The sequence below is a fragment of the Proteiniborus sp. DW1 genome, assembly GCF_900095305.1.
Taxonomy (GTDB): Bacteria; Bacillota; Clostridia; order Tissierellales; family Proteiniboraceae; genus Proteiniborus.
This window is the reverse complement of sequence record NZ_FMDO01000007.1, coordinates 191,894-212,374: the sequence shown is the minus strand read 5'-3', so window position 1 is coordinate 212,374 and position 20,481 is coordinate 191,894. Positions and strand designations below refer to the sequence as shown.

Here is a 20,481-nt window from a genome sequence, read left to right as displayed (position 1 = left end):
CCTTAACTAATTACCTCTATAGGGGCAAATGAAAGCATAAGCTTTCTAACACCTTGGCTATTAAAAGCTATTGTAATTTCTTTGTCGTTGTCTAATTCTTTGACCTGTACTACTGTCCCTATACCCCAAACCTTATGGTTGACTTTTGAACCCGGCTTTATATCTAGATTAGTATCCTTAGGAGTTTTTCTAGTGTTTTCTATGGTGTATCCAGTAAAATATTTTGGGGACATGCTATTATATGTTTTAGTAGATGATACAGAAAAAACACTAGATGATTTATTCGTCCGACTTTCATTAAGGTCCTCAATTAGTTCATCAGGTATTTCTCTTAAGAATCTAGACATGGAATTAACTCCCGTTTTACCGTAAATCATACGGCTGAATGCTCTTGTCATAAATAGCATTTCCTCTGCTCTTGTAATACCTACATAGCATAGTCTTCTTTCTTCTTCTAAGTCGTCTTCATTGAAATAGGCTCTAGATGTTGGAAAAAGGTTTTCTTCCATTCCTGTCATGAAAACTACTGGAAACTCTAATCCTTTTGCACTGTGAAGAGTCATCATAGTAACAGTGTCTCTATCTGTATCATCTGTTTTGTCTAAATCAGAAAGCAGTGATATATTTGCTAAGAATCCTTCTAAGGTTTTATCTTCACTGGTTTCCTCAAAGCTAACAGCTACAGATAAAAACTCTTTAATATTCTCTATTCTAGATTCTGCTTGAACAGTTTCCTCCTGTTGTATTTCCTCTATATAGCCAATAGAATCTATTACATTTTCTATTAATTCTGTTACTGTGAAAATTTCCTTCATTGCCATAAACTTTCTTATTAATGTAGAAAAGGAATTTAGACTGTCTTTTGCCCTTTGAGTAAGCCCTGGAATTTCATCACATTCAAGCATTGCTCCGAACATACTATCTTCTTTTTCTATGCTGTATTGCTCTAGTCTATCTAATGTTGTCTTTCCTATACCTCTTTTTGGTACATTTATTATTCTCTTAAATGCATAGTTGTCTACTGGGTTCTGAATTAGCCTTAAATATGCTATTATGTCTTTTATTTCTTTTCTGTCGTAGAATTTATGTCCTCCTACTATTTTATAAGGAAGATTAGCTTTTAAAAATGCTTCCTCTATTACACGTGATTGGGCATTAGTTCTATATAAAATAGCAAAATCTGATAGTTTTCTATCTTCTTTTGCAGATAATTCTTTTATTTTATCTACTATAAAATTTGCTTCTTCATGTTCATTAGCACCGCTGAAAACCTTTATTGGACATCCTTCATCATTTGCAGTCCACAGTCTTTTACTTTTTCTGCCCTCGTTATTTTCTATTACTTGATTGGCAGCATTTAGTATTGTCTTCGTAGAACGGTAATTTTGCTCAAGTTTTATGACCTTTGTATTCTTATAATCCTTCTCGAAGTCAAGAATGTTTCGAATATCAGCCCCGCGCCATCCATATATAGAGTTATGAACGACTATCCCTTCGCATAAATATTGTCTAAAGTTAGGCACAGAGATGTCAAATACATATCCATCATATTCTTCAATCGAAACCTCTTCAACAATGTCTTCAACAATTTTACCACCCTCGTAACTGGCTATACTCATAGATGGTCTAATGTGTGAAGCTGGCATATAATAAAAACTTTCTTGCTCAGTTAATTTTGCTCTTCTAACTATTTCTATATCACTATCTAGTTCTTGAATGCTTTTTCCATATTCATTAGCTTCATCATAAAATACTCTTTCTGTTTCAATTCTCCAAGTGTTTCGCTGTCCCTTTCTTACAGGAAATCCTGCCCTAATTGCCTTGCTTTCTAATTCATCACTAGAAGTGTTAAATGCGATCCTATGACTATTCCATCCTTTATCTATACCTGTAACTCTTCCTCCAAAAAAGGTTAAATTTATAAGTCTTCTAATCGCCCCTCCTCTAATTACTCCATTAGCTCTGTGATGTGGGAAATCTTCAAAAATTAAGAGATCATCCATTAATTTAATTGCGTTGCTTTCTGTATCTATCTCATTAAATAACTCATCAATATATTTCTGAGTCAATGTTATTCCCCTACCGACATCATGAAATACAGTAGTAGGGATTCCATACTTAAACGAATATAACTGTTCATAAAAAGTTGACTCTTCTTTACTGCTACATATTTTGAGAATCCATATCTTGTCACCATGCTCTTGGTTTAATCTCACCATTAAACCATTGACGATCTCTCCTTCTCTGCTTCTAACCCCTTGTGTTTGTCCTATTCTATACCCTTTCCCTTTTTTATACATAAGGTAAACGTAATATACTCCTGGTTTTACGTTTAGTTTCCCAAACATAATGTGATTAGGAGTTGTCTTAATAACGTTTCCATTTTGAGTTCTAATTTTTATTATTGGACCTGAGTATTCTTTCTTAATCTTTTTCTCCACTGTCCCTTCCGAAACTCTACCCCAACCAGAAGGAGAGTAGATCTTTTGCCCCTCTGTCAGTTCTTCGATAGGTATGTTACCTTCTGGTGTATTAACCATCATACCTTGAAGAATACATTGATCGTCATCTCCAACCACACAGATATTGTTATATTTCTTTGACAATAGGTTAATAAGTGTATATTGAGCCCTATTTGTATCCTGATACTCATCAACTAGAATATATCTGAACTTATTTTGATAAAACTCCAGTATGTCTGGAAACTGTCTGAATAACTCTATAGTTTTATTGATTAGGTCATCAAAATCTAATGCATTGTTTTCTTTTAATCTTTGCTGATAGAGTCTGTATATTTCTCCTTTTTGTCTTTCTCTATAATCCCCATAATGTTGGTTTATGTAGGTATCTGGCTCTATTAAATTGTCTTTCTGAGAACCTATAAATCCCATAATCGAAGCAGGTTCATAGTGCTTTTCACTTAAATTTAGTTGCTTTATACAATCCTTAATTAAGGTCTTTTGATCTGTTGTATCAAATATGACAAAGCTTTTCCCATATCCTAACTTTTCAATATCTCTTCTAAGTATTCTTACACATATTGAGTGGAATGTCCCAGCCCATATATACTCAGCCTCGTCTCCTATTAGTCTACTAATTCGCTCTTTCATTTCATTAGCTGCTTTATTAGTAAAGGTAAGTGCAAGTATATTGCTTGCTTTTACTCCCTTTTCTTCAATTATGTATGCTATTCTATGAGTAAGTACTCGGGTCTTTCCACTTCCTGCACCAGCAAGAACTAACAGTGGCCCTTCTGTAGTCAATACCGCCTCTCTTTGTTTATCATTAAGTCCATCAAGAAAATTCATCAATAGGTTACTCCTTTCATTTCTTATCCTATAGCGAACAATAAATTTTAATAGAAATATTTGGCGAACATTTGTACGATATTCCTATTATACTATACCCTATTATATAGGAAAGTGTAAAATAATTGAAGGAGGAATATAAAAAAACCCTCTATAAGTTAAATTGATTTATAGAAGGTTTTTTATATTAGTATCCAAATTCTACCTACATTAGTCTACAACACATCCTTAATAACTCTTAAAGCATTCCTATAAAATATCTTATCTATTTCATCCTCTGTGAAATTATTATCCTTTAAGGCATAAGCTAGCTTTTCAATTTCTCCGATATTACTAATCTCTCCATCTGGATGACAACCATCAAAGTCTGAGCCTAATCCTATGACATCTATTCCTCCAACATTTCTGATATGCTTAATGTGCCTAATCATGTCTTTTATTCTAGCTTTTTCACTTTCTCCAAGAAAATCTCTTTCAAAGCAGATTCCCATAACCCCTCCCTTTTCCGAGAGAGCTCTTATCATGTTATCGTCAAGATTTCTAGAATGCTCCTTAATAGCTCTTGCATTAGAATGAGAAGCTATAAATGGTTTTGAACTTAGTCTGGCTACATCATAAAATCCTTGATCAGAAATATGTGAGACATCTATTAACATTCCAAGCCTATTCATCTCATGAACTACTTCTTCTCCAAAGCTAGTTAGTCCCTTATCCTTATGCTCATAATTAGTATTAGGGAACCCTATTTCATTTGGATAGTTCCATGTAAGAGTTATAGCCCTAACTCCTAATCTATAGAAGTTTCTCAGATTATGAAGCTTTCCCTTTATAGCTCCGCCTTCTTCTATAGTAAGCACAGCGGACACTTTGCCTTCTCTGTCATTTTTCATAATTTCACCATAGTTAGTTGCCAGAGAAATATGAGTAGAATTCTTTTCAAGCTCAACATAAAACTTATCTATCATCTCAAGGCAAGTTTCCATTGGATCTTTTCCTGATTTTAAATATACAAACATAGCGAAAAACTGAGCTAATGAGTTCCCTTTTTTCATTTTTCTAATGTCTATACTGAAGTCGTTTTTAAATAGCTCTAGTTTTTCTTTATCCTTCATAAGTCCTAAAATTGTGTCACAATGCATATCAACTGGTCGCATCTTTTTCAGCTCCTTCAAAGTTTGTTATGGTATATTTTTGTATTCTCACTTAGTCAGTAAAATACTGCTATTCACCTTTTTTCTTCTTTCTACTAAGTGAAATGCCTCCAAATCCGCTTATTATTGCTATATAGAAGCCAAAATCATACCACCAGCCAGAATTTACTGTTTCATAAACTCTGACACCAGACTTGAATATACCTACTATTAATGAAATTGGAGCAATCCAACCATGCCATATTCCAGATAAAAATCCTGCTGGTTTGCTTATAGTATAACTTCCATCTCCAGGTATACACCCTGTCAATAAAAATATTCCCAATAAAACAAGTAAAGATAGTAAGAGTATCCTCCTTTTCATCTTATCTCCCCCTTAATAAAATTAGTATATCTGCTTCTCTAAAATAGACTATAATCTATAAGAAAATGTTCCATCATAATTTTTATAATAGCCATTAAAAATCATTTGAAAAAAATGACCTTTTGACAGCTGCTGTTTTATTAGAAATAAGCATCCTCAAATAGCTTAAAATACAAGTTATTAACTTTCTTCATATTAACAGAATAATTCCTTTTTAACAGTCTGCTGTTTAAAATTTATTTCTATTGGATTTTTTTATTGTTTACAATCTTAATTATAACTGTTAAAATGTAAATCGTGTGTTAACGTTTTTCATGTGATAAAAGTTAACTTCGTCTAAAGTAACATAAAATTTAAAAAATTACTCAAAATAATAATGGGAGGAATGAAGATGGGAAATCAAAAAGGAAAATCTGGCTCATTTGTCGAAAGGTATTTCGAACTAACTAAATACGGTACAAATGTAAAAACCGAAATAATCGCAGGTATAACTACTTTTGTTACTATGGCATATGTTCTGTTAGTTATTCCGAATCTACTTAAAGCAGCAGGTATGAATGTACCTGGTTTATTAGGAGACGAAGCTAATGCACTTACAATATTCAATGATCCAATTGTTGGTGCTCTTTTTACTGCTACTTGTTTAATATCAACTTACGGAACTTTACAAATGGGTATATTTGCTAAATTACCATTTGCTACAGCTCCTGGACTAGGATTAACTGCATTTTTTGCTTATACTGTAGTAGTAGACTTAGGTTATACTTGGCAACAAGGTCTTGCTGCTGTTGCTATTTCTGGTATTTTATTCATCATAATAACTGTAACCTCAATAAGAGAGAAGATAATTGATGCCCTACCAATGAATTTAAGAACTGCAATAGGAGCAGGTGTAGGACTATTTATTACATTAGTCGGATTAAAAAGTGGTGGCGTTATCGTTTCAAATCCTGCTAATTTAGTTGGATTTGGTGACTTTACAAGCCCAGCTGTACTGTTAACATTAATAGGTATAGTAATAACAGCTATACTTATGGCTAAAAATGTTACAGGTGCAATGCTTATATCAATAATTCTAACTACTATTATAGGTATCCCAATGGGTATAACTAATATTGAAGGTATCAAATTATTTAGTGCTCCACCATCAATAGCACCAACTTTCTTAAAATGGGACTTTGCAGGATTACTAGGAAATGGTGAGGGTGGATTTATAGGTGCTCTAATCAATATAGGTATGGTTGTTATGACAATAAGCTTCGTTGACCTGTTTGATAACATAGGAACTCTCTTAGGAACTGCCCAAAGGGGAAATATGATTGAGCCAGATGGAAAAGTAAGAAATATGAATAGAGCCTTATTATCTGACTCTATAGCTACAACATTAAGCTCATTCTTAGGAACTACTACAACATCAACTTATGTTGAATCAACAGCAGGAATAGCAGCTGGCGGTAGAACCGGTCTAGCATCAGTAGTTACAGGTATATTATTTGCCGCTTCATTATTCCTTTCAGGAGTAATCGGAGTTGTTCCTACTCAAGCTACAGCACCAGCACTTGTAATAGTAGGTGTACTTATGATTCAATCTGTAGTTGACATAGATTTTTCAGACTTTACAGAAGCGGTTCCAGCTTTCTTCACATTAGCAATAATGCCATTCACATTTAGTATTGCTAATGGAGTTGCAGCAGGAATTATATTCTATCCAATTATGAAACTTGTTACTGGTAGACATAAAGAAGTTAACCCAATAATGTATATACTAGCAATATTATTTATTGTAAGATTTGCATTATTGCCAAATTAATAAACTTAATAATCCGTAGGATTTTATAAGTGCCTACGGATTTTATTATTTTATTGACCCATTTTATAAATTCTTATTCCACCGCTAAACAAACCATAATTTCTTAAGGATGCGCTTACTGTATCTCCTGAATGAGCTGCACATATTAAATCATCCTTGGCATAGTCTATGATTATGAGTGTATGAAAGGGCCTACCATTACTATTAAGTATGGATACTGCATCTCCTCTATTTCCATACTCGAGAACCTTCTTCAATTTAGAGTTGTCACTAAAGTATGACCTATCAAAGCTTTTATAAGAAACTGCCTTCCTCATCCAGTAATGTCCAAAAGCATCTGCCCCTCTCCAGGTTGAAGATATTTTATCTACATCCCATACACGATTTGATCTGCAAAACCAGTTGTTAAAATTAGAGGCATTAGTTCCATTCATTGGCTTCCCTCCGGCATGTAATACCTGGGAAATAAAGTTAGCACAATCTCCCCCCTTTCCTGCATAGTTGGGGTATTTAGCTGTATTATAATTAAAAGCATAGGTTATCGCATATTCAACAGCTTTTTCTGGAGAATAGTTAGAAAGTAAACTTACATTCTTTCTAGTTTTTTTTGAAGAATTGTTTTTAATATTATCAATAAATGAATATCCAGTAATATAAGAATTTATCCTATCAATATATACACTTTTGTCCTTCTCTAAATCTTTATAGTTTCCTTTTAACAGATGTAGATTCATTTTCCAATTTGCAATAGAAGTTTCTCTATTATATTTTTCAGTAATAAGTTTTAAAATATATTCCTCTTCATCTGCCATATTCCTATAACCTTCAATAAATTCTAGATTTACTGTATCTCTATTATCTACCTGAGATTCTATCACTGTGTTATTGATAAACTTTTTACTGAGGATATTTTTATAAAGCTCTTCTAAAGCAAATGAACCTATAATCTTACCTTGTACCATGCGACTAACTTCTTTATAAAGCTCCTCTTTAGTTAGGCTCTCTCTTAATAATGATTTCATTCTTCTTCCAAAAAACAAGAGTTTATTCCACATAATAAAACTCCCTTCATTACTTTTCAATCATTTTATGCCATAGAAGATTATTCTGTTATATTTTCATATAATCTTCACAGTTTCTCCTGTGTTACATAACATGTATATAGTTGTGACTTCATCAGATATCTCTTACAAATAAACCTGCTTTATAAAAGAATATTCTAGATTATTGTATAAAATAAAAATCTAACAGTACACTGTTATGCACTGTTAGATTTTTATTTTATAGAAGATGAGTAAACACTTTTTATGCAGTTTGCTTTCTCTTCTTTGCAAAAGCAAGTATGGCCCCTAGTGCTATAGATAGCATTGCAGCTGCCATTATTCTATATTCTGATGGCAGCCAAAATGTTAAGGTATGTGCTGGTATCCAGAATAGAGGTATTGTTTTTAGTACAACAAATGAAATAAAGCCTCTCCAATCTATTCTTTCAATAACATTATTTAGGGAAATATTACTGCCTTTACTCTCGTATTTCATATCTATATATGTATCTGTAACCCTATGAAAAGCCATCATTACAGGTCCAAAAGTCATGTTAGTTGCTGCACTTGTAAAAAAAGCCGATATAAGTCTAGAATTACTTTTTGGAAGCAGTCCACTAGCCATTATAGCTTGAACTCCATTTTGGAATATAGCAAAAAATAATGTAATTCCCATACCTAAAAAACCCCAAATAACTGCCCTATACACTATTCCACAAGGCATTTTCCAATCGCTTGTGGTTATTCTTATGGCTAATAGCTCTCCCATAGTTGCTAATACAAAAAATTTAATAAATCCCCCAATATAGGCATGCTCTGTAGTAAACCTAATAAACTCGTCTCCTGTCAGCGGAGACAGCATAATAAAAATAAATAATATTAGTGCTAAAGCCCATAAAATATCTCCTTTTTTCAATTCCATTCCCCCTCAATAAATGATGTAGTACATACATATTATACCATAATAAAGAAATGACTCATACTTTATTAAATAAAAGTCATTCCTTTTAAGTCAAGAAGATGCCAGATTATATACAAATTCACTTTATGTACAATTCTGCTATTTTACTCTAACATAGTCTACATACTGGTACAACATATCGCCTTCACTAAAAATCTCAGATTCATTTATAATTTGCCAATTTTTATCTAAATCTAGATTAGGGATTAGGGTATCTGCAGGAAAGGTTTTAAACACTTTAGTTATGTAAGCCCTATTACAATAATCTATAAGCTGTCTCGCAATATTTCCTCCACCAATTACAAATACTTCCATTTCTTTATCTGCGGAGGATTTTAACTTTCTTAATAGTGGAGGAAGTTCGTCTAGTGAATTAATGACTATAGAGCCTTCAGCCCTGTAGTCTTTATCTCTTGTGAGAACTATATTTATTCTATTAGGTAAAGCTGTCTGCCCTGGCAATGCTTCAAAAGTCCTCCTCCCCATAATTATTATGTTTCCTTCTGTAATCATCCTAAATCGCTTTAGGTCTTCTGATATTTTATATAGTAAATCCCCATCATATCCAATATTCCAGTTGTTATCTACTGCAAAAATCAAAATCATATTTCTATCCATATGGTTCATCCTCTCGTATATTGGTGTATATATTATTTTAGTCATTTTAGCTGATATTTATATATGTCATATGATACCATTCAATCTAAAAAATCTAACAATTATTTCATCATTCTAGCCATAGGAAAAGCTACGAAATAAGTAGCCATGTATAAACTCACCTTTAGGACTAGTTTTAGCTCTTCAAATGTATTTTTTAATAATATTACAGCACAATAATTAGTACACAAAGTTCTTTATTATTTCCACTGTCTTTTTAGGAGCATTTTTATAAAAATTGAAGAAACTTTTTAAAACTAATTGAGAACAAATCCCTAAATCAAAAAATTAGGTAGGACTTTTCATTCGTTATATCCCTCAACCAATAACATTTCTTCATTTAACATATGAAATATCTTGGAAACACCTTTATACCAATTTTCATCCTCTGCATATTTTCTATTAATCCACTGAATAGGGTCTACATCATCGGGTCTATTTTTACTTAAATTAACTATAGTTATAGCAGCTATCCTAGCAGAGTCAGATATGTCTGTATTATAATCAATCCAGCTTCCATATACATTAAAAGGATTATTGGCCATTTTATCTGCATATTGGTGTGTCCTTGGAACAAATCCCTGTTCTTGCCCTGTAATAGCTATCAATAACATAGGGTTTATATCAAATTCCTCCGCTGCATTTATTATTGCTGTTAAGTATGGTTCATCTGCCAGCCTTGAATCTCTACGGTTTAACCACTCTCTTAGTTTTCCAACTTCGATGTTTTTATACTTAAATTCTCTGGGCAATTCATTAATATCTCTAGTTTCTTCTACTTCTATAACTTCATCTGCTACTCCTATGTCTGCTTCCTCCGCTTTATTGTTTTTTATTAACATTGTTAAACTAAATAGACCTATCAAGAATCCACATATAGCAATTCCTAGATACTTATTTGCAGCTCTTTTAGGTATTTGCATATTAGCAGGTTCTTCAATGACTTCATTATGTAGTATTATCTCTTCAGGCTCTAGCTGTATATCTTTAGCCAAATATTTAGTATCAATTTTTTTAATTTCATCAATAATATCTAGTAGTTGATTCCTTGCGACTTCTATACTTTGTCTTTCATTTAACCAAGCAACCAGACCATCAATATACCTTTCCTCGTCCTCATAGTTGTCAACAAAAGCGTATACAACCTCATCAGCAGTAATCATAAAAGGGTTTTTATGAATTGATTTATTTACAATACTTTGCTTTATTCTATTTCTATACTCTGAATCAAATTGTAGTAAATTATTATCTATTATTTTATGTAATGTATTAACAAGTAAAATAGAAGCTTCATGTGATGATAGGTTTGGATACTTAGTAGATATGTACCTTCTTAAGTCTGAAATATTTCTAGTACTAATTATTTCATTTTGCTTAAGTTTTTCTAATATCTCCTTCATTAACCTCACACCCCATGAATTTCTAGTACTTTTATTATTGAGATTAATTATATCAAAATAGAGTAATTATGAATAGTACAAAGGATGTGACAAGCACATTGCCGAAATTACAATTTTCGTGAAAGTTCATTATACATGGACAACTAAAAAAGCTAAAGGAAACAATATATCCTTTAGCCCTATATTCAAATTAGGTCTACTATTCTAAACTATATTCAAATCCTAGATATTCTTCAAGTGTAATATTATTTTCATAGATTTCCTTAGCCACATCTGTCCCCACATATCTAATATGCCATGGTTCATAGCTATAGCCAGTAATATCGGTCTTGTCCTTTAAATATCTGATTATAAAACCAAACCTGTGTGCATTTTCTTTTAGCCAAATTCCTTCAGTAGTTTCTCCAAAGCTTGATTCTAAGGATAGATTAACGCTTTGGCTAGTCACATCCATTGCTAAGCCTGTCTGGTGCTCGCTTTGTCCTGGTCTAGCTGTTAACTTATTTGCTTTTTCAACTCCATCTCTTTCTGCCCTATAATTAAAAAGGAACTCTTGTCTTTCATATGATCTATAACCTGAAGCTGCATAAAATATAACGCCCTCTTTTTCAGCTTCTTCAAAAAGCTCTTCAAGTGCTGTTGCTGCTTCTTTTCTTAGATATCTTTTTTGGTCATGTCCCTCGAAAGAAAACCTTACATTTGGGATTATTAAATCATCTGGTTTATAGTCAGATGGCAAATTTCGTTCTTTGTTAACTAAAACCAATATGTCATCAGGATTATTGACAACTTTTAGACCTTCTTCATTTATGTACACACTATTTTTTAGCATTTCTTTTTTCTTTATAATTTCTTGGTCTATTTGTTCATTATCAACCCCTGCTTTGTTATTATCCACATTAATAGGACCATTATTGCTCCCTTCTGTAGGTTGATTTTCATTAATTAATGTATCCTTATCTGCTAATACATAGTCATTAAAAGGTGATGAATTCTTAATAACTATGTTCTTAATAGCAGGAAATAGCTTGTCCTTAACCTGTATAAATGCTATTATCAAAAGAAAAATAACAAAAATATTACTAAAAAATCTTCTTCTTTTCCTTTTTGCTCTGCTACCTTCACTCACATTTCTCATCCTTTCATGTACGCTTTTGTGGCTATATATTACTAATTATAGCATAAACCGACATGAAAGAAAGATTGAACGACAAAATGTAATTAATTTGTTATATTATCGTAGTTTCGCTACACAAATTTATTTACTCTACTATCATCCATAAATTTAGTCCTATCGGACACTCTTGTCATAAACCTACATTGAGGTTAGTACATGCCCAGCTCGAGATATGCTGCAGCTGCCAAATCTTTGATCTGGTGTAGTTGTAGTAATCAGAAGCTTGATTTCTAGGCTTCCTTAAACTCCTGATAAAATCATTCAGGAAATCGAGTTAGATCATTCTCCTATAACTAAATAGTGATACTTGAATATATAATTTTCCCCTTCACTATAGTCATGACTACATTAAAGTCTTCATCTATGACAGTGAAGTTTGCCTTCTTCCCGGACTCAATACTGCCTTGTATATGGTCTACTCCTGCTATCTTAGCTGATACTAAGGATGCCATATTTACTGCATCTATAAGGCTTACATCTAAGTGTTCTTTCATGTTTCTTATAGCATCTATCAGCTTTAATGTACTTCCGGCAAGGGAACCATTTGCTATCCTAGCTATTCCATCCCTTACAGATACTTTTAATTCTCCAAGCATGTATTTTCCATCTTTAAGTCCTCCAGCCATCATACAGTCAGTAATCAAGCACACTTTTTCTGTGCTCTTTGCTCTCAACACTAACTTCATCACTGCTGGATGAACATGTATGGTATCGGCTATTAACTCACACATTACTCTGTCATCAGATAATACCGCTCCTACTGTACCAGGTTCTCTATGATGTAGCCCCCTCATTCCATTAAATACATGTACTGCAATATTTGCGCCAGCTTTGATGGCATCTATTGTTTCATCATAAGTTGCGTTAGTGTGACCTATGGATGAATTTATTCCCTGGGATTTTAAGTATTTTATAAGCTCTATAGCACCTTCCTTATCAGGTGCAACAGTTACAGTTTTTATACATGAAGGGTAATTATCTATTAAGGCTCTCATATCCTCAGTATTTATTTCTCTGATATGCTCAGAAGGATGGGCACCTTTATGCTTCCCTGTAATAAATGGACCCTCTATATAAGCTCCTAGTACTTCTGCTCCTTCTACTTCTCTGTTCATAGACTCATGAATATTTTTCACTGCAACATGTATTTTATTCCAAGGAGCTGTTACTGTAGTGGCTAAAAAACCTGTAACTCCAACAGTTCCAAGGTACTTAGATATTTCATTTAATGAGTTATAGCTTGCGTCCATAGTATCATAGCCATTTGCACCATGAATGTGGGTATCTATCAGTCCTGGTAATACTTTATAATTGCTTAAGTCAATAATTTCTATATCTTCAGCTGTATCCTCAGTATTCACTTCTTCTATTATTCCATTGTTAACTACAATAACTCCATTTTTAATTATTCTATCCTTTAAAAAGATTTCTTCTGATTTTATCAAATATCTCATATTTACAACCTCATTTTCTTATAGTCAATACATTCTACAACGATATTTTATTTACTGATTACTTTATTAACTGTTGTATTAAATTATACCCTCCCAAAAGACCTAGAAACAAACCAGCAACATTGAGACCAATTAAAAATCTCTGGTTTTTCCTATTGTTGCTTCTTTTTGCTATTGAATAAAGGTTCTTTCCTGCAAGATAAGTTAAAACAACTGTTGGATCATAGCCTTTCATGTACAAAAATACTGCTAATCCTATAACTAAAAAAGATATACACATTTCGATTATCTTTTTAGTCCTCAACTTTCTTATCATTTCTTTTTTTTCTTCCATGTCCATATAAGACACACTTTTTACCTTAATATTTTTGGTTTTCATACCTTATCTCCTATTTTTTATTATATCCTAACTTATCTAGTATCAAATTATATCCTTCTGCTCCATAGTTTAGAGCCCTATTTATCCTGCTGATAGTTGCAGTACTTGCTCCAGTCCTTTCTTCTATTTCATTATATGTTTTTTCTTGTCTTAGTAGCTTGGCCACCTCTAGTCTCTGACTAATTGATTTAAGCTCATTTATGGTACATATGTCTTCAAAAAATCTATAGCATTCTTCAATATTTTCAAGCATTAATACTGCTTCAAATAGTTCATCTAATTGCTTGTCCTTAATTTTTGACCTATACTCCATAAAATCACTCCTCAGCATATTAATCAAAACGTTTTCATATTATTATTGTATTATTATCTAAGTTTTTTTACAATAGGGTTGTAGAAATGCTTTAAAAGCAAACAGCGAGCAGATAATCTTCTTACTCGCTGTTTGTATTATTAAAGGGGGGGAATTCTACTCTTCTCCAAGATAAGCTTTACGAACTCTATCATCATGTAATAGCTCATTTGCGTTTCCAGAAAATGCGATTTGTCCTGTTTCTATAACATATCCAATATGAGCTGTTTGTAGAGCTATATTGGCGTTTTGCTCTACTAGCAATACTGTAAGTCCTGTTCTTTTATTTAACTCCTTTATTGATTCAAATATTTCTTCAACTACTATAGGTGCAAGCCCCATTGAAGGCTCATCTAGCATTAGTAGCTTCGGTGCAGACATGATAGCTCTTCCAATTGCTAACATCTGCTGCTCTCCACCACTTAATGTTCCACCATATTGTTTAGCTCTCTCTTTAAGTCTAGGAAAAAGTTCATATACATATTGTAAGTCTTTTTCCATCTTTTCTTTATCTTTTCTCAAGTATGCTCCCATCATTAAGTTTTCTTCTACAGTTAAGGCGGTAAATATTTTTCTTCCCTCAGGTACATGTATCAATCCCTGGGCAACTATTTTCTCAGAATGCATATTACTTATTTCCTGTCCGTTATATTCAATACTGCCTTTAGATTTTACTAAATTTGATATTGCTTTTAAGGTTGTAGTCTTTCCTGCACCATTACTGCCTACAAGGGTAACTATCTGTCCATTTTTTACATCAAAGGAAATTCCTTTAAGTGCATGAATCCCTCCATAATATACCTCTAGATCTTTTATTTTTAACATATTAGCTTGCACCTCCCTTGCCTAAGTATGCAGTAATTACCTTTTCATTTTTCTGTATTTCCTGAGGAAGTCCTTCTGCTATTTTATTTCCATAGTCCAGAACTGCTATTCTATCTGAAATGCCCATAACTAACTTCATGTCGTGTTCAATTACTAATATAGTGTATCCCTTATTTCGTATTTTCTTAATAAGTTCTGTCATCTCAACTTTTTCACCTGTATTCATACCTGCTGCAGGCTCATCAAGTAATAGAAGCTTTGGTTCAGTAGCTAAAGCCCTAGCTATTTCCACTCTTCTTTGATGCCCATAGGGAAGGCTTACTGCTATTTCATCCTTTAGGTCCGTTAATTCAAGAAAGTCTAGTATTTTAAGTGCTTTTTCTCTAACAGCATTTTCTTCTTTAGCTGCCTTTGGATGCTTTACTATAGCCCCAAATAAGTTTGATGATGTTCTACAGTATTGACCTGTCATGACATTTTCTAGCACAGTCATACTGCTAAATAATCTTATATTTTGAAAAGTTCGTCCTATTCCCAACTTAGTTATATCACTTGGTCTAGATTTTTTTAGTTTCTCACCTAGAAAATAAACCTCCCCTTTCGTTGGTTCATATATTGCAGTCAATAGGTTGAAGAAAGTTGTTTTTCCTGCTCCATTTGGTCCGATTAAGCTAACTATCTCACCTTCATCTATATGAAAATCTACATTATTTACTGCCGTTAGCCCTCCAAAGCACTTTGTTATTCCCTTTGCTTCTAGTATCCTCATTTTTGCCTGCACCTCCTTTTAGACTAGCCATACTAATCATACCTTGTGGTCTTATAATCATCATTAGAATTAGTAGTATTCCATATATAGCATAACGATAAGTTGATATGCTTCTTAGTGCCTCCGGTAGTACTGCAAGTACTGTAGCTCCTGCAATAACTCCAGGTACACTACCTACTCCTCCTAAAACTACCATTATCAATATAGTAACTGACTCATTATATGTGAAGTTATCTGGATTTACATAGTGTACGAATGATGCAAAGAAGCCTCCTGCAATTCCTGCTAAAACTGCTCCTAAAACGAATGCTAATATCTTTAAATAGGTAGGGTTAATACCCATTGCCTCTGCCGCCACTTCATCATCTCTAACTGCTATAAGCCCTCTTCCTAATCTAGAATTTAACAGTCTGGATGATATGAATATAGTTAAGAAAGCCAGTAGTAGAATTATATAGAAATAACCAATATTATTATTTATTACAAAACCAAAGATAGATGGAGAAGGAATACCCGGAATTCCAGCAGGTCCTCTTGTCAAGGATGTCCAATTTATAAGAACTAAACGAAGTATTTCTCCAAAGCCTATTGTAGTGATTGCCAGATAGTCACCTTTTAGTCTAAGGGTAGGTATCCCTAATAGTAGCCCAAATATTCCTGCCACTAAAGCACTAGCTAACAATACTATCCAAAATGACACCCCAAAATTAACTGTAAGTAATGCAGTTGTATAAGCACCTATTGCATAAAATGCTGAGTGTCCCATAGATAATTGCCCTGCAAAGCCAATTACGAAGTTTAAGCTTAATGCTAGTACTATATACAGTAACACTATAACGCTTGTTCTTAGTAAGTAAGGCTGACCAGAAACAAGAAGAGGCCATGCAATTACAGCTATTACTAGTATTATGCCAGTTATTGTTTTTGCTTTTTTGCTTAAGCCAGTAAATTTCTTAATTCCTATATCAAAGACTTTTGATAAAAGCTTAATGCCTACAAATAGTACGGCTGTGTAAATTACTAGATTTAGTAAAACTCTTGATAAATTGCCCATTCTGTTTCCCCCCTTATATCTTTTCTTTTATTGACTTGCCAAATAATCCATCAGGCTTAACTAATAAAATTAATATTAAAATTATGAATGCTATTGCATCACGATATCCTGAAGATATATAAGCTGCCCCTAAACTTTCTGAAATTCCCATTATTAGACCACCTATCATAGCTCCTGGAATACTTCCTACTCCTCCAATAACTGCTGCTATGAAAGCTTTAAGTCCTGGTACAAATCCCATCATCGGAAAAACTGCCTTATAATACATGCCTACTAGAATACCTGCTGCTGCACCTAAGCTTGAGCCTATGGCAAATGTAAAGAATACGACTCTATTAGTGTTTATTCCCATAAGCTTAGCTGTATCCATATCTTGAGATGTACATCTCATGGCCCTACCAAATTTAGTGTATTGGACAACATACGTTAGAATAGCAACTAGGACTATTGTAGTTCCTAAAATAATAAGTTGAAGTGTTGTTATTCTCAAACCTAAGATATTATATACTTTATTAGTAATTACATCTGGGAACGACTGTGTCTCTGGGCCCCATACTAGCATCGCAAAGTTCTCTAAAAATATAGCAACACCTACTGCTGATAGGAAAAGATTTATTCTTGGCGCCTTAAATACTGGACTATAAGCAAATTTAGCTATTGCAATTCCAAATAGAGCTGCTCCAACCATCCCAAATATAAATGCTGGTACAAGCGGCATATTAAATAAAGTTAAGGCTGTCAAAGATAAAAAAGCCCCTACCATATATATATCACCATGAGCAAAGTTGATAAGCCTTATTATTCCGTATACCATTGTATAGCCTATAGCAGTCAATGCATAAATACTCCCAAGGGCTAATCCATTGCTAAGCTGTTCCAAAAACATATCTATCACCTTCCTCTTTTGATAATATAGGTGAGGCCTGTGCCCCACCTATTATAGTTTGATTTTATAACTGAACATCTGCTGGTACTATCTTACCATCTTTAACAGTTAATATGATTATACCTCTAGTTACATCATTATTTTCAAAGGATATAGGACCTGCAACTCCTGGGAAGTCCTTTACTTCATTTAGATATTTTGTTATTCCTTCTCTAGTTGCACCGTTTTGCTTCATTCCTTCTAAGATAAGTTTTGCTGAGTCGTATGCTAAGGCTGAGTAGTTGTCAGGTTCTTTGTTGTACTTAGATCTAAATGCTTCTACGAATTCCTTTGTTCCTGGGAATTCTATGTCTGGATGGAAGAATGCTGCAAATTTAATGCCTTCTACTGCTTCTCCTCCTAACTTTACAAGTTCATCAGAACTTATTCCTTCTGTACCTATCATTTCTATATTAAGACCAAGTGACTTAGCTTGTTGTGCTATTAATGCTGTTTCAACATAATATCCTGGCACGAATAACACATCAGGATTTTGTCCTTTTATCTTTGTAAGCTGTGGACTAAAGTCTTTAGATTGTCCTTCAAAATATGTTTCGGATGCTACTATTTTTCCACCTAATCTTGTAAATTCTTCTGTGAAATCGTTTTTCAAGCCTGTACCAAAATCGTTTGCTGTAAACAGTATAGCTGCATTTCTTTTACCTAGTTTATTATATGCATATTGTGCAAGGTTTTTAGCTTGAGTTGTATCTGTTAATGAGATACGGAACATATGAGGAGTCGTTCCATCTGTTATAGCTTTGTTAACTGAATCTGTTATAACTGGCATTTGTACTGCTTCATAAATACCTCTTGCTGCTAGTGTACATGAACTGTTCCAGTGACCTATTACTGCAAGTATTTTATCATCTGCAGCAAATTTTTGTGCTACGTTTGGAGCCTCTTTTGGATTACCTGTATCATCACCAACTATTAGTTCTACTTGTTTACCATTAATTCCACCTGCTGCATTGACTTCGTCAATTGCTAACTGAATTGCTTTAACCTTCATGTCACCAAATTGAGCTGAATCTCCAGTCATAGGGTTTGCAGAAGCTATATATATTTTAGATGAATTTGCTGAATCTGAGCCTCCACATGCTGTTAAAAATACCATAGTTAATACTAATACTGCTGCTAATATACCTTTCTTTTTCATGTCAATATCCTCCCTTTAATTTTTTATTAGTATTTTTTGCTTTGGAATCGTTTTCCTTGTTTCCATAAAAGCTTCTCTTGCTAACTCTTATATATACAATTTCCGTGCCAAGTCTTTAGAAGGACAATATAATTATTGATATTTTTATCACTCAATAGTCTAATTCTAGTGGTTTACACGCTTTAACAATGTGGGCTTGTAAAAAGAAAATAAAAAGAAAATAAAAAAGACCCATTTGGGTCTAAATAAAAGATTAGAATATTTTATCCTTATTTTGTATGAAGTTATTTCATAGTATGAAATAACTTCATACTACGATTCTTCCTCTAAGTTATAATCCTTTATCTTCGTATATAGGTGTCTCTCGCTCATACCTAAAGTCTTAGCTGTTTTTCTTTTATTACCATTATGGTATTTTAGAGTAGCTAGGATTAGTTTTCTTTCTGCCTCTATCAAGCTATCTCCTACATATATTGGTACCAGCTCATTTGACTGGCCTAAGTCAACACTTCCTACTACTTCCTTTGGTAAATCGCTAATATCTATTATATCGTTATTTGTTAATGCTACAGCTCTTTCAATTATATTTTCTAATTCCCTTACATTTCCAGGATAAGTGTGCTTTTCTAAAACTACTATAGCACTTTTTGAAATCCCTGATACTTCCTTGTTAAAGGCATCGCTATATTTTTTCATAAAATATTTTGCTAAGGCTGGTATATCTTCTTTTCTCTCTCTCAATGGAGGAGTATTTATGCTTATTACATTTAACCTAAAAAATAAATCCTCTCTAAATCTCCCTTTTTTTACTTCTTCAGCTAAATTCTTGTTAGTAGCAGCAATTAATCTAAAGTCAACAGGAATTGACTTTTCACTACCTAAAGGTGTAATTGTCTTTTCTTGTATTACTCTAAGTAGCTTTGCCTGTAGCTGAATATCCATTTCTCCTATTTCATCCAGAAAAATAGTTCCCTTATGTGCCAGTTCAAATTTACCCTTATAGCGTTGATTTGCGCCTGTAAAAGCTCCTTTTTCATATCCAAAAAGCTCACTTTCTAAAAGATTGTAGGGAATCGCTGCACAGTTAATTATCTCTAGAGCTTCGCTGGCTCTCTTACTTGAATTATGTATAGCTCTAGCTATAAGCTCTTTTCCAGTTCCACTTTCACCTGTTACTAATACATTTATGTCTAAATCTTTGACTCTCTCAATTATTTTAAAGACCTCATCCATGGCCTTGCTAGAAGCTACAATATTATCTAATCCTAGCTTATGATTTATTTGCTTCGTTAAATCTTCTACCCTATTAGAAAGATTTTTATAATCTAAAGCCTTGTTTATTAGAATCTTTAAGCCATTTATGTCCAAAGGTTTTGTGATATAATAATAGGCACCTCTTTGAATAGCTTCTATAGAATTTTCTATGCTTCCATAGGCTGTCATAGCTATAACTAAAGTGCCAGGTTTTTGGTTTTTTATAGTTTGTAACACTTCAAGACCAGAATATTCTCCTAAATATTGATCTAACAGCACTAAATCTATATCCTTATTACTTAACAGCTCTAAGCCTTCTGGAACACTAGGTGTACAATAGACATTAAAGCTATCTTCAAGAGCAAACTTTAGCGCTGTTAATATAGCAAGTTCATCATCAATTACTAATATATTGTACATTTTATCACCTTTCTATTTT

At 33.2% G+C, this 20,481-nt stretch carries 18 protein-coding genes; 1 reads left to right on the top strand and 17 read right to left on the bottom strand.

Annotated elements, in window-relative coordinates:
* Positions 1 to 2: 2 nt before the first annotated feature.
* The 3 genes from DW1_RS02295 to DW1_RS02285 all read right to left on the bottom strand — a co-directional run bounded on the left by DW1_RS02295 (position 3) and on the right by DW1_RS02285 (position 4,823).
* Positions 3 to 3,308 carry a UvrD-helicase domain-containing protein gene (locus tag DW1_RS02295; RefSeq protein WP_074349015.1) on the bottom strand — a complete coding sequence of 1,102 codons (3,306 nt, stop codon included), beginning with the start codon at positions 3,306 to 3,308 and terminating at the stop codon, positions 3 to 5.
* Between the two features lie 215 nt (positions 3,309 to 3,523).
* Positions 3,524 to 4,462 carry a dipeptidase gene (locus DW1_RS02290; protein WP_074349014.1) on the bottom strand — a complete coding sequence of 313 codons (939 nt, stop codon included), beginning with the start codon at positions 4,460 to 4,462 and terminating at the stop codon, positions 3,524 to 3,526.
* Positions 4,463 to 4,529: 67 nt separating this feature from the next.
* A complete protein-coding gene (locus DW1_RS02285; RefSeq protein ID WP_074349013.1) occupies positions 4,530 to 4,823 on the bottom strand; it encodes a hypothetical protein in 294 nt (97 codons plus the stop codon).
* A gap of 385 nt (positions 4,824 to 5,208) precedes the next feature.
* Between DW1_RS02285 and DW1_RS02280 the strand changes: the two genes are divergently transcribed.
* A complete protein-coding gene (locus tag DW1_RS02280; protein WP_074349012.1) occupies positions 5,209 to 6,633 on the top strand; it encodes a solute carrier family 23 protein in 1,425 nt (474 codons plus the stop codon).
* A 50-nt stretch (positions 6,634 to 6,683) separates the two neighbouring features.
* Here the strand turns inward: DW1_RS02280 and DW1_RS02275 are convergent, their stop codons facing one another.
* From DW1_RS02275 to DW1_RS02210, 14 genes are all read right to left on the bottom strand, one after another.
* Entirely contained in the window at positions 6,684 to 7,688 is a 1,005-nt protein-coding gene (locus DW1_RS02275) for an amidase domain-containing protein (protein WP_074349011.1), read from the bottom strand.
* Positions 7,689 to 7,938: 250 nt separating this feature from the next.
* Positions 7,939 to 8,598, bottom strand: coding sequence for a hypothetical protein (locus tag DW1_RS02270; protein WP_074349010.1), 660 nt, complete (start codon positions 8,596 to 8,598; stop codon positions 7,939 to 7,941).
* A 138-nt stretch (positions 8,599 to 8,736) separates the two neighbouring features.
* Positions 8,737 to 9,255, bottom strand: a complete 519-nt coding sequence (locus tag DW1_RS02265; RefSeq protein WP_159433535.1) for a dihydrofolate reductase — start codon at positions 9,253 to 9,255, stop codon at positions 8,737 to 8,739.
* 341 nt (positions 9,256 to 9,596) lie between these two features.
* Positions 9,597 to 10,694 carry a glucosaminidase domain-containing protein gene (locus DW1_RS02260; protein ID WP_074349009.1) on the bottom strand — a complete coding sequence of 366 codons (1,098 nt, stop codon included), beginning with the start codon at positions 10,692 to 10,694 and terminating at the stop codon, positions 9,597 to 9,599.
* Positions 10,695 to 10,893: 199 nt separating this feature from the next.
* A complete protein-coding gene (locus DW1_RS02255; protein ID WP_074349008.1) occupies positions 10,894 to 11,823 on the bottom strand; it encodes a M15 family metallopeptidase in 930 nt (309 codons plus the stop codon).
* 341 nt (positions 11,824 to 12,164) lie between these two features.
* Positions 12,165 to 13,325 carry an N-acetylglucosamine-6-phosphate deacetylase gene (gene nagA / locus DW1_RS02250; RefSeq protein ID WP_074349007.1) on the bottom strand — a complete coding sequence of 387 codons (1,161 nt, stop codon included), beginning with the start codon at positions 13,323 to 13,325 and terminating at the stop codon, positions 12,165 to 12,167.
* A 58-nt stretch (positions 13,326 to 13,383) separates the two neighbouring features.
* Positions 13,384 to 13,704: a hypothetical protein gene (locus DW1_RS02245; RefSeq protein ID WP_074349006.1), complete on the bottom strand. Its 321-nt coding sequence runs from the start codon at positions 13,702 to 13,704 to the stop codon at positions 13,384 to 13,386.
* A 10-nt stretch (positions 13,705 to 13,714) separates the two neighbouring features.
* Positions 13,715 to 14,017: a YerC/YecD family TrpR-related protein gene (locus tag DW1_RS02240; protein WP_074349005.1), complete on the bottom strand. Its 303-nt coding sequence runs from the start codon at positions 14,015 to 14,017 to the stop codon at positions 13,715 to 13,717.
* A gap of 156 nt (positions 14,018 to 14,173) precedes the next feature.
* On the bottom strand, positions 14,174 to 14,881 hold the full coding sequence (locus DW1_RS02235) for an ABC transporter ATP-binding protein (protein ID WP_074349004.1): 708 nt from the start codon (positions 14,879 to 14,881) through the stop codon (positions 14,174 to 14,176).
* A gap of 1 nt (position 14,882) precedes the next feature.
* Entirely contained in the window at positions 14,883 to 15,650 is a 768-nt protein-coding gene (locus DW1_RS02230) for an ABC transporter ATP-binding protein (RefSeq protein ID WP_074349003.1), read from the bottom strand.
* Positions 15,589 to 16,704, bottom strand: coding sequence for a branched-chain amino acid ABC transporter permease (locus tag DW1_RS02225; RefSeq protein ID WP_083605476.1), 1,116 nt, complete (start codon positions 16,702 to 16,704; stop codon positions 15,589 to 15,591). Before DW1_RS02225 ends, DW1_RS02230 begins: the two co-directional genes overlap by 62 nt.
* A gap of 13 nt (positions 16,705 to 16,717) precedes the next feature.
* Positions 16,718 to 17,596 (bottom strand): branched-chain amino acid ABC transporter permease, encoded by an 879-nt coding sequence (locus DW1_RS02220; RefSeq protein ID WP_074349119.1) that lies wholly within the window; start codon positions 17,594 to 17,596, stop codon positions 16,718 to 16,720.
* A 58-nt stretch (positions 17,597 to 17,654) separates the two neighbouring features.
* Positions 17,655 to 18,788, bottom strand: coding sequence for an ABC transporter substrate-binding protein (locus DW1_RS02215; RefSeq protein ID WP_074349002.1), 1,134 nt, complete (start codon positions 18,786 to 18,788; stop codon positions 17,655 to 17,657).
* Between the two features lie 312 nt (positions 18,789 to 19,100).
* Positions 19,101 to 20,462: a sigma-54-dependent transcriptional regulator gene (locus DW1_RS02210; RefSeq protein WP_074349001.1), complete on the bottom strand. Its 1,362-nt coding sequence runs from the start codon at positions 20,460 to 20,462 to the stop codon at positions 19,101 to 19,103.
* Positions 20,463 to 20,481: the final 19 nt, after the last annotated feature.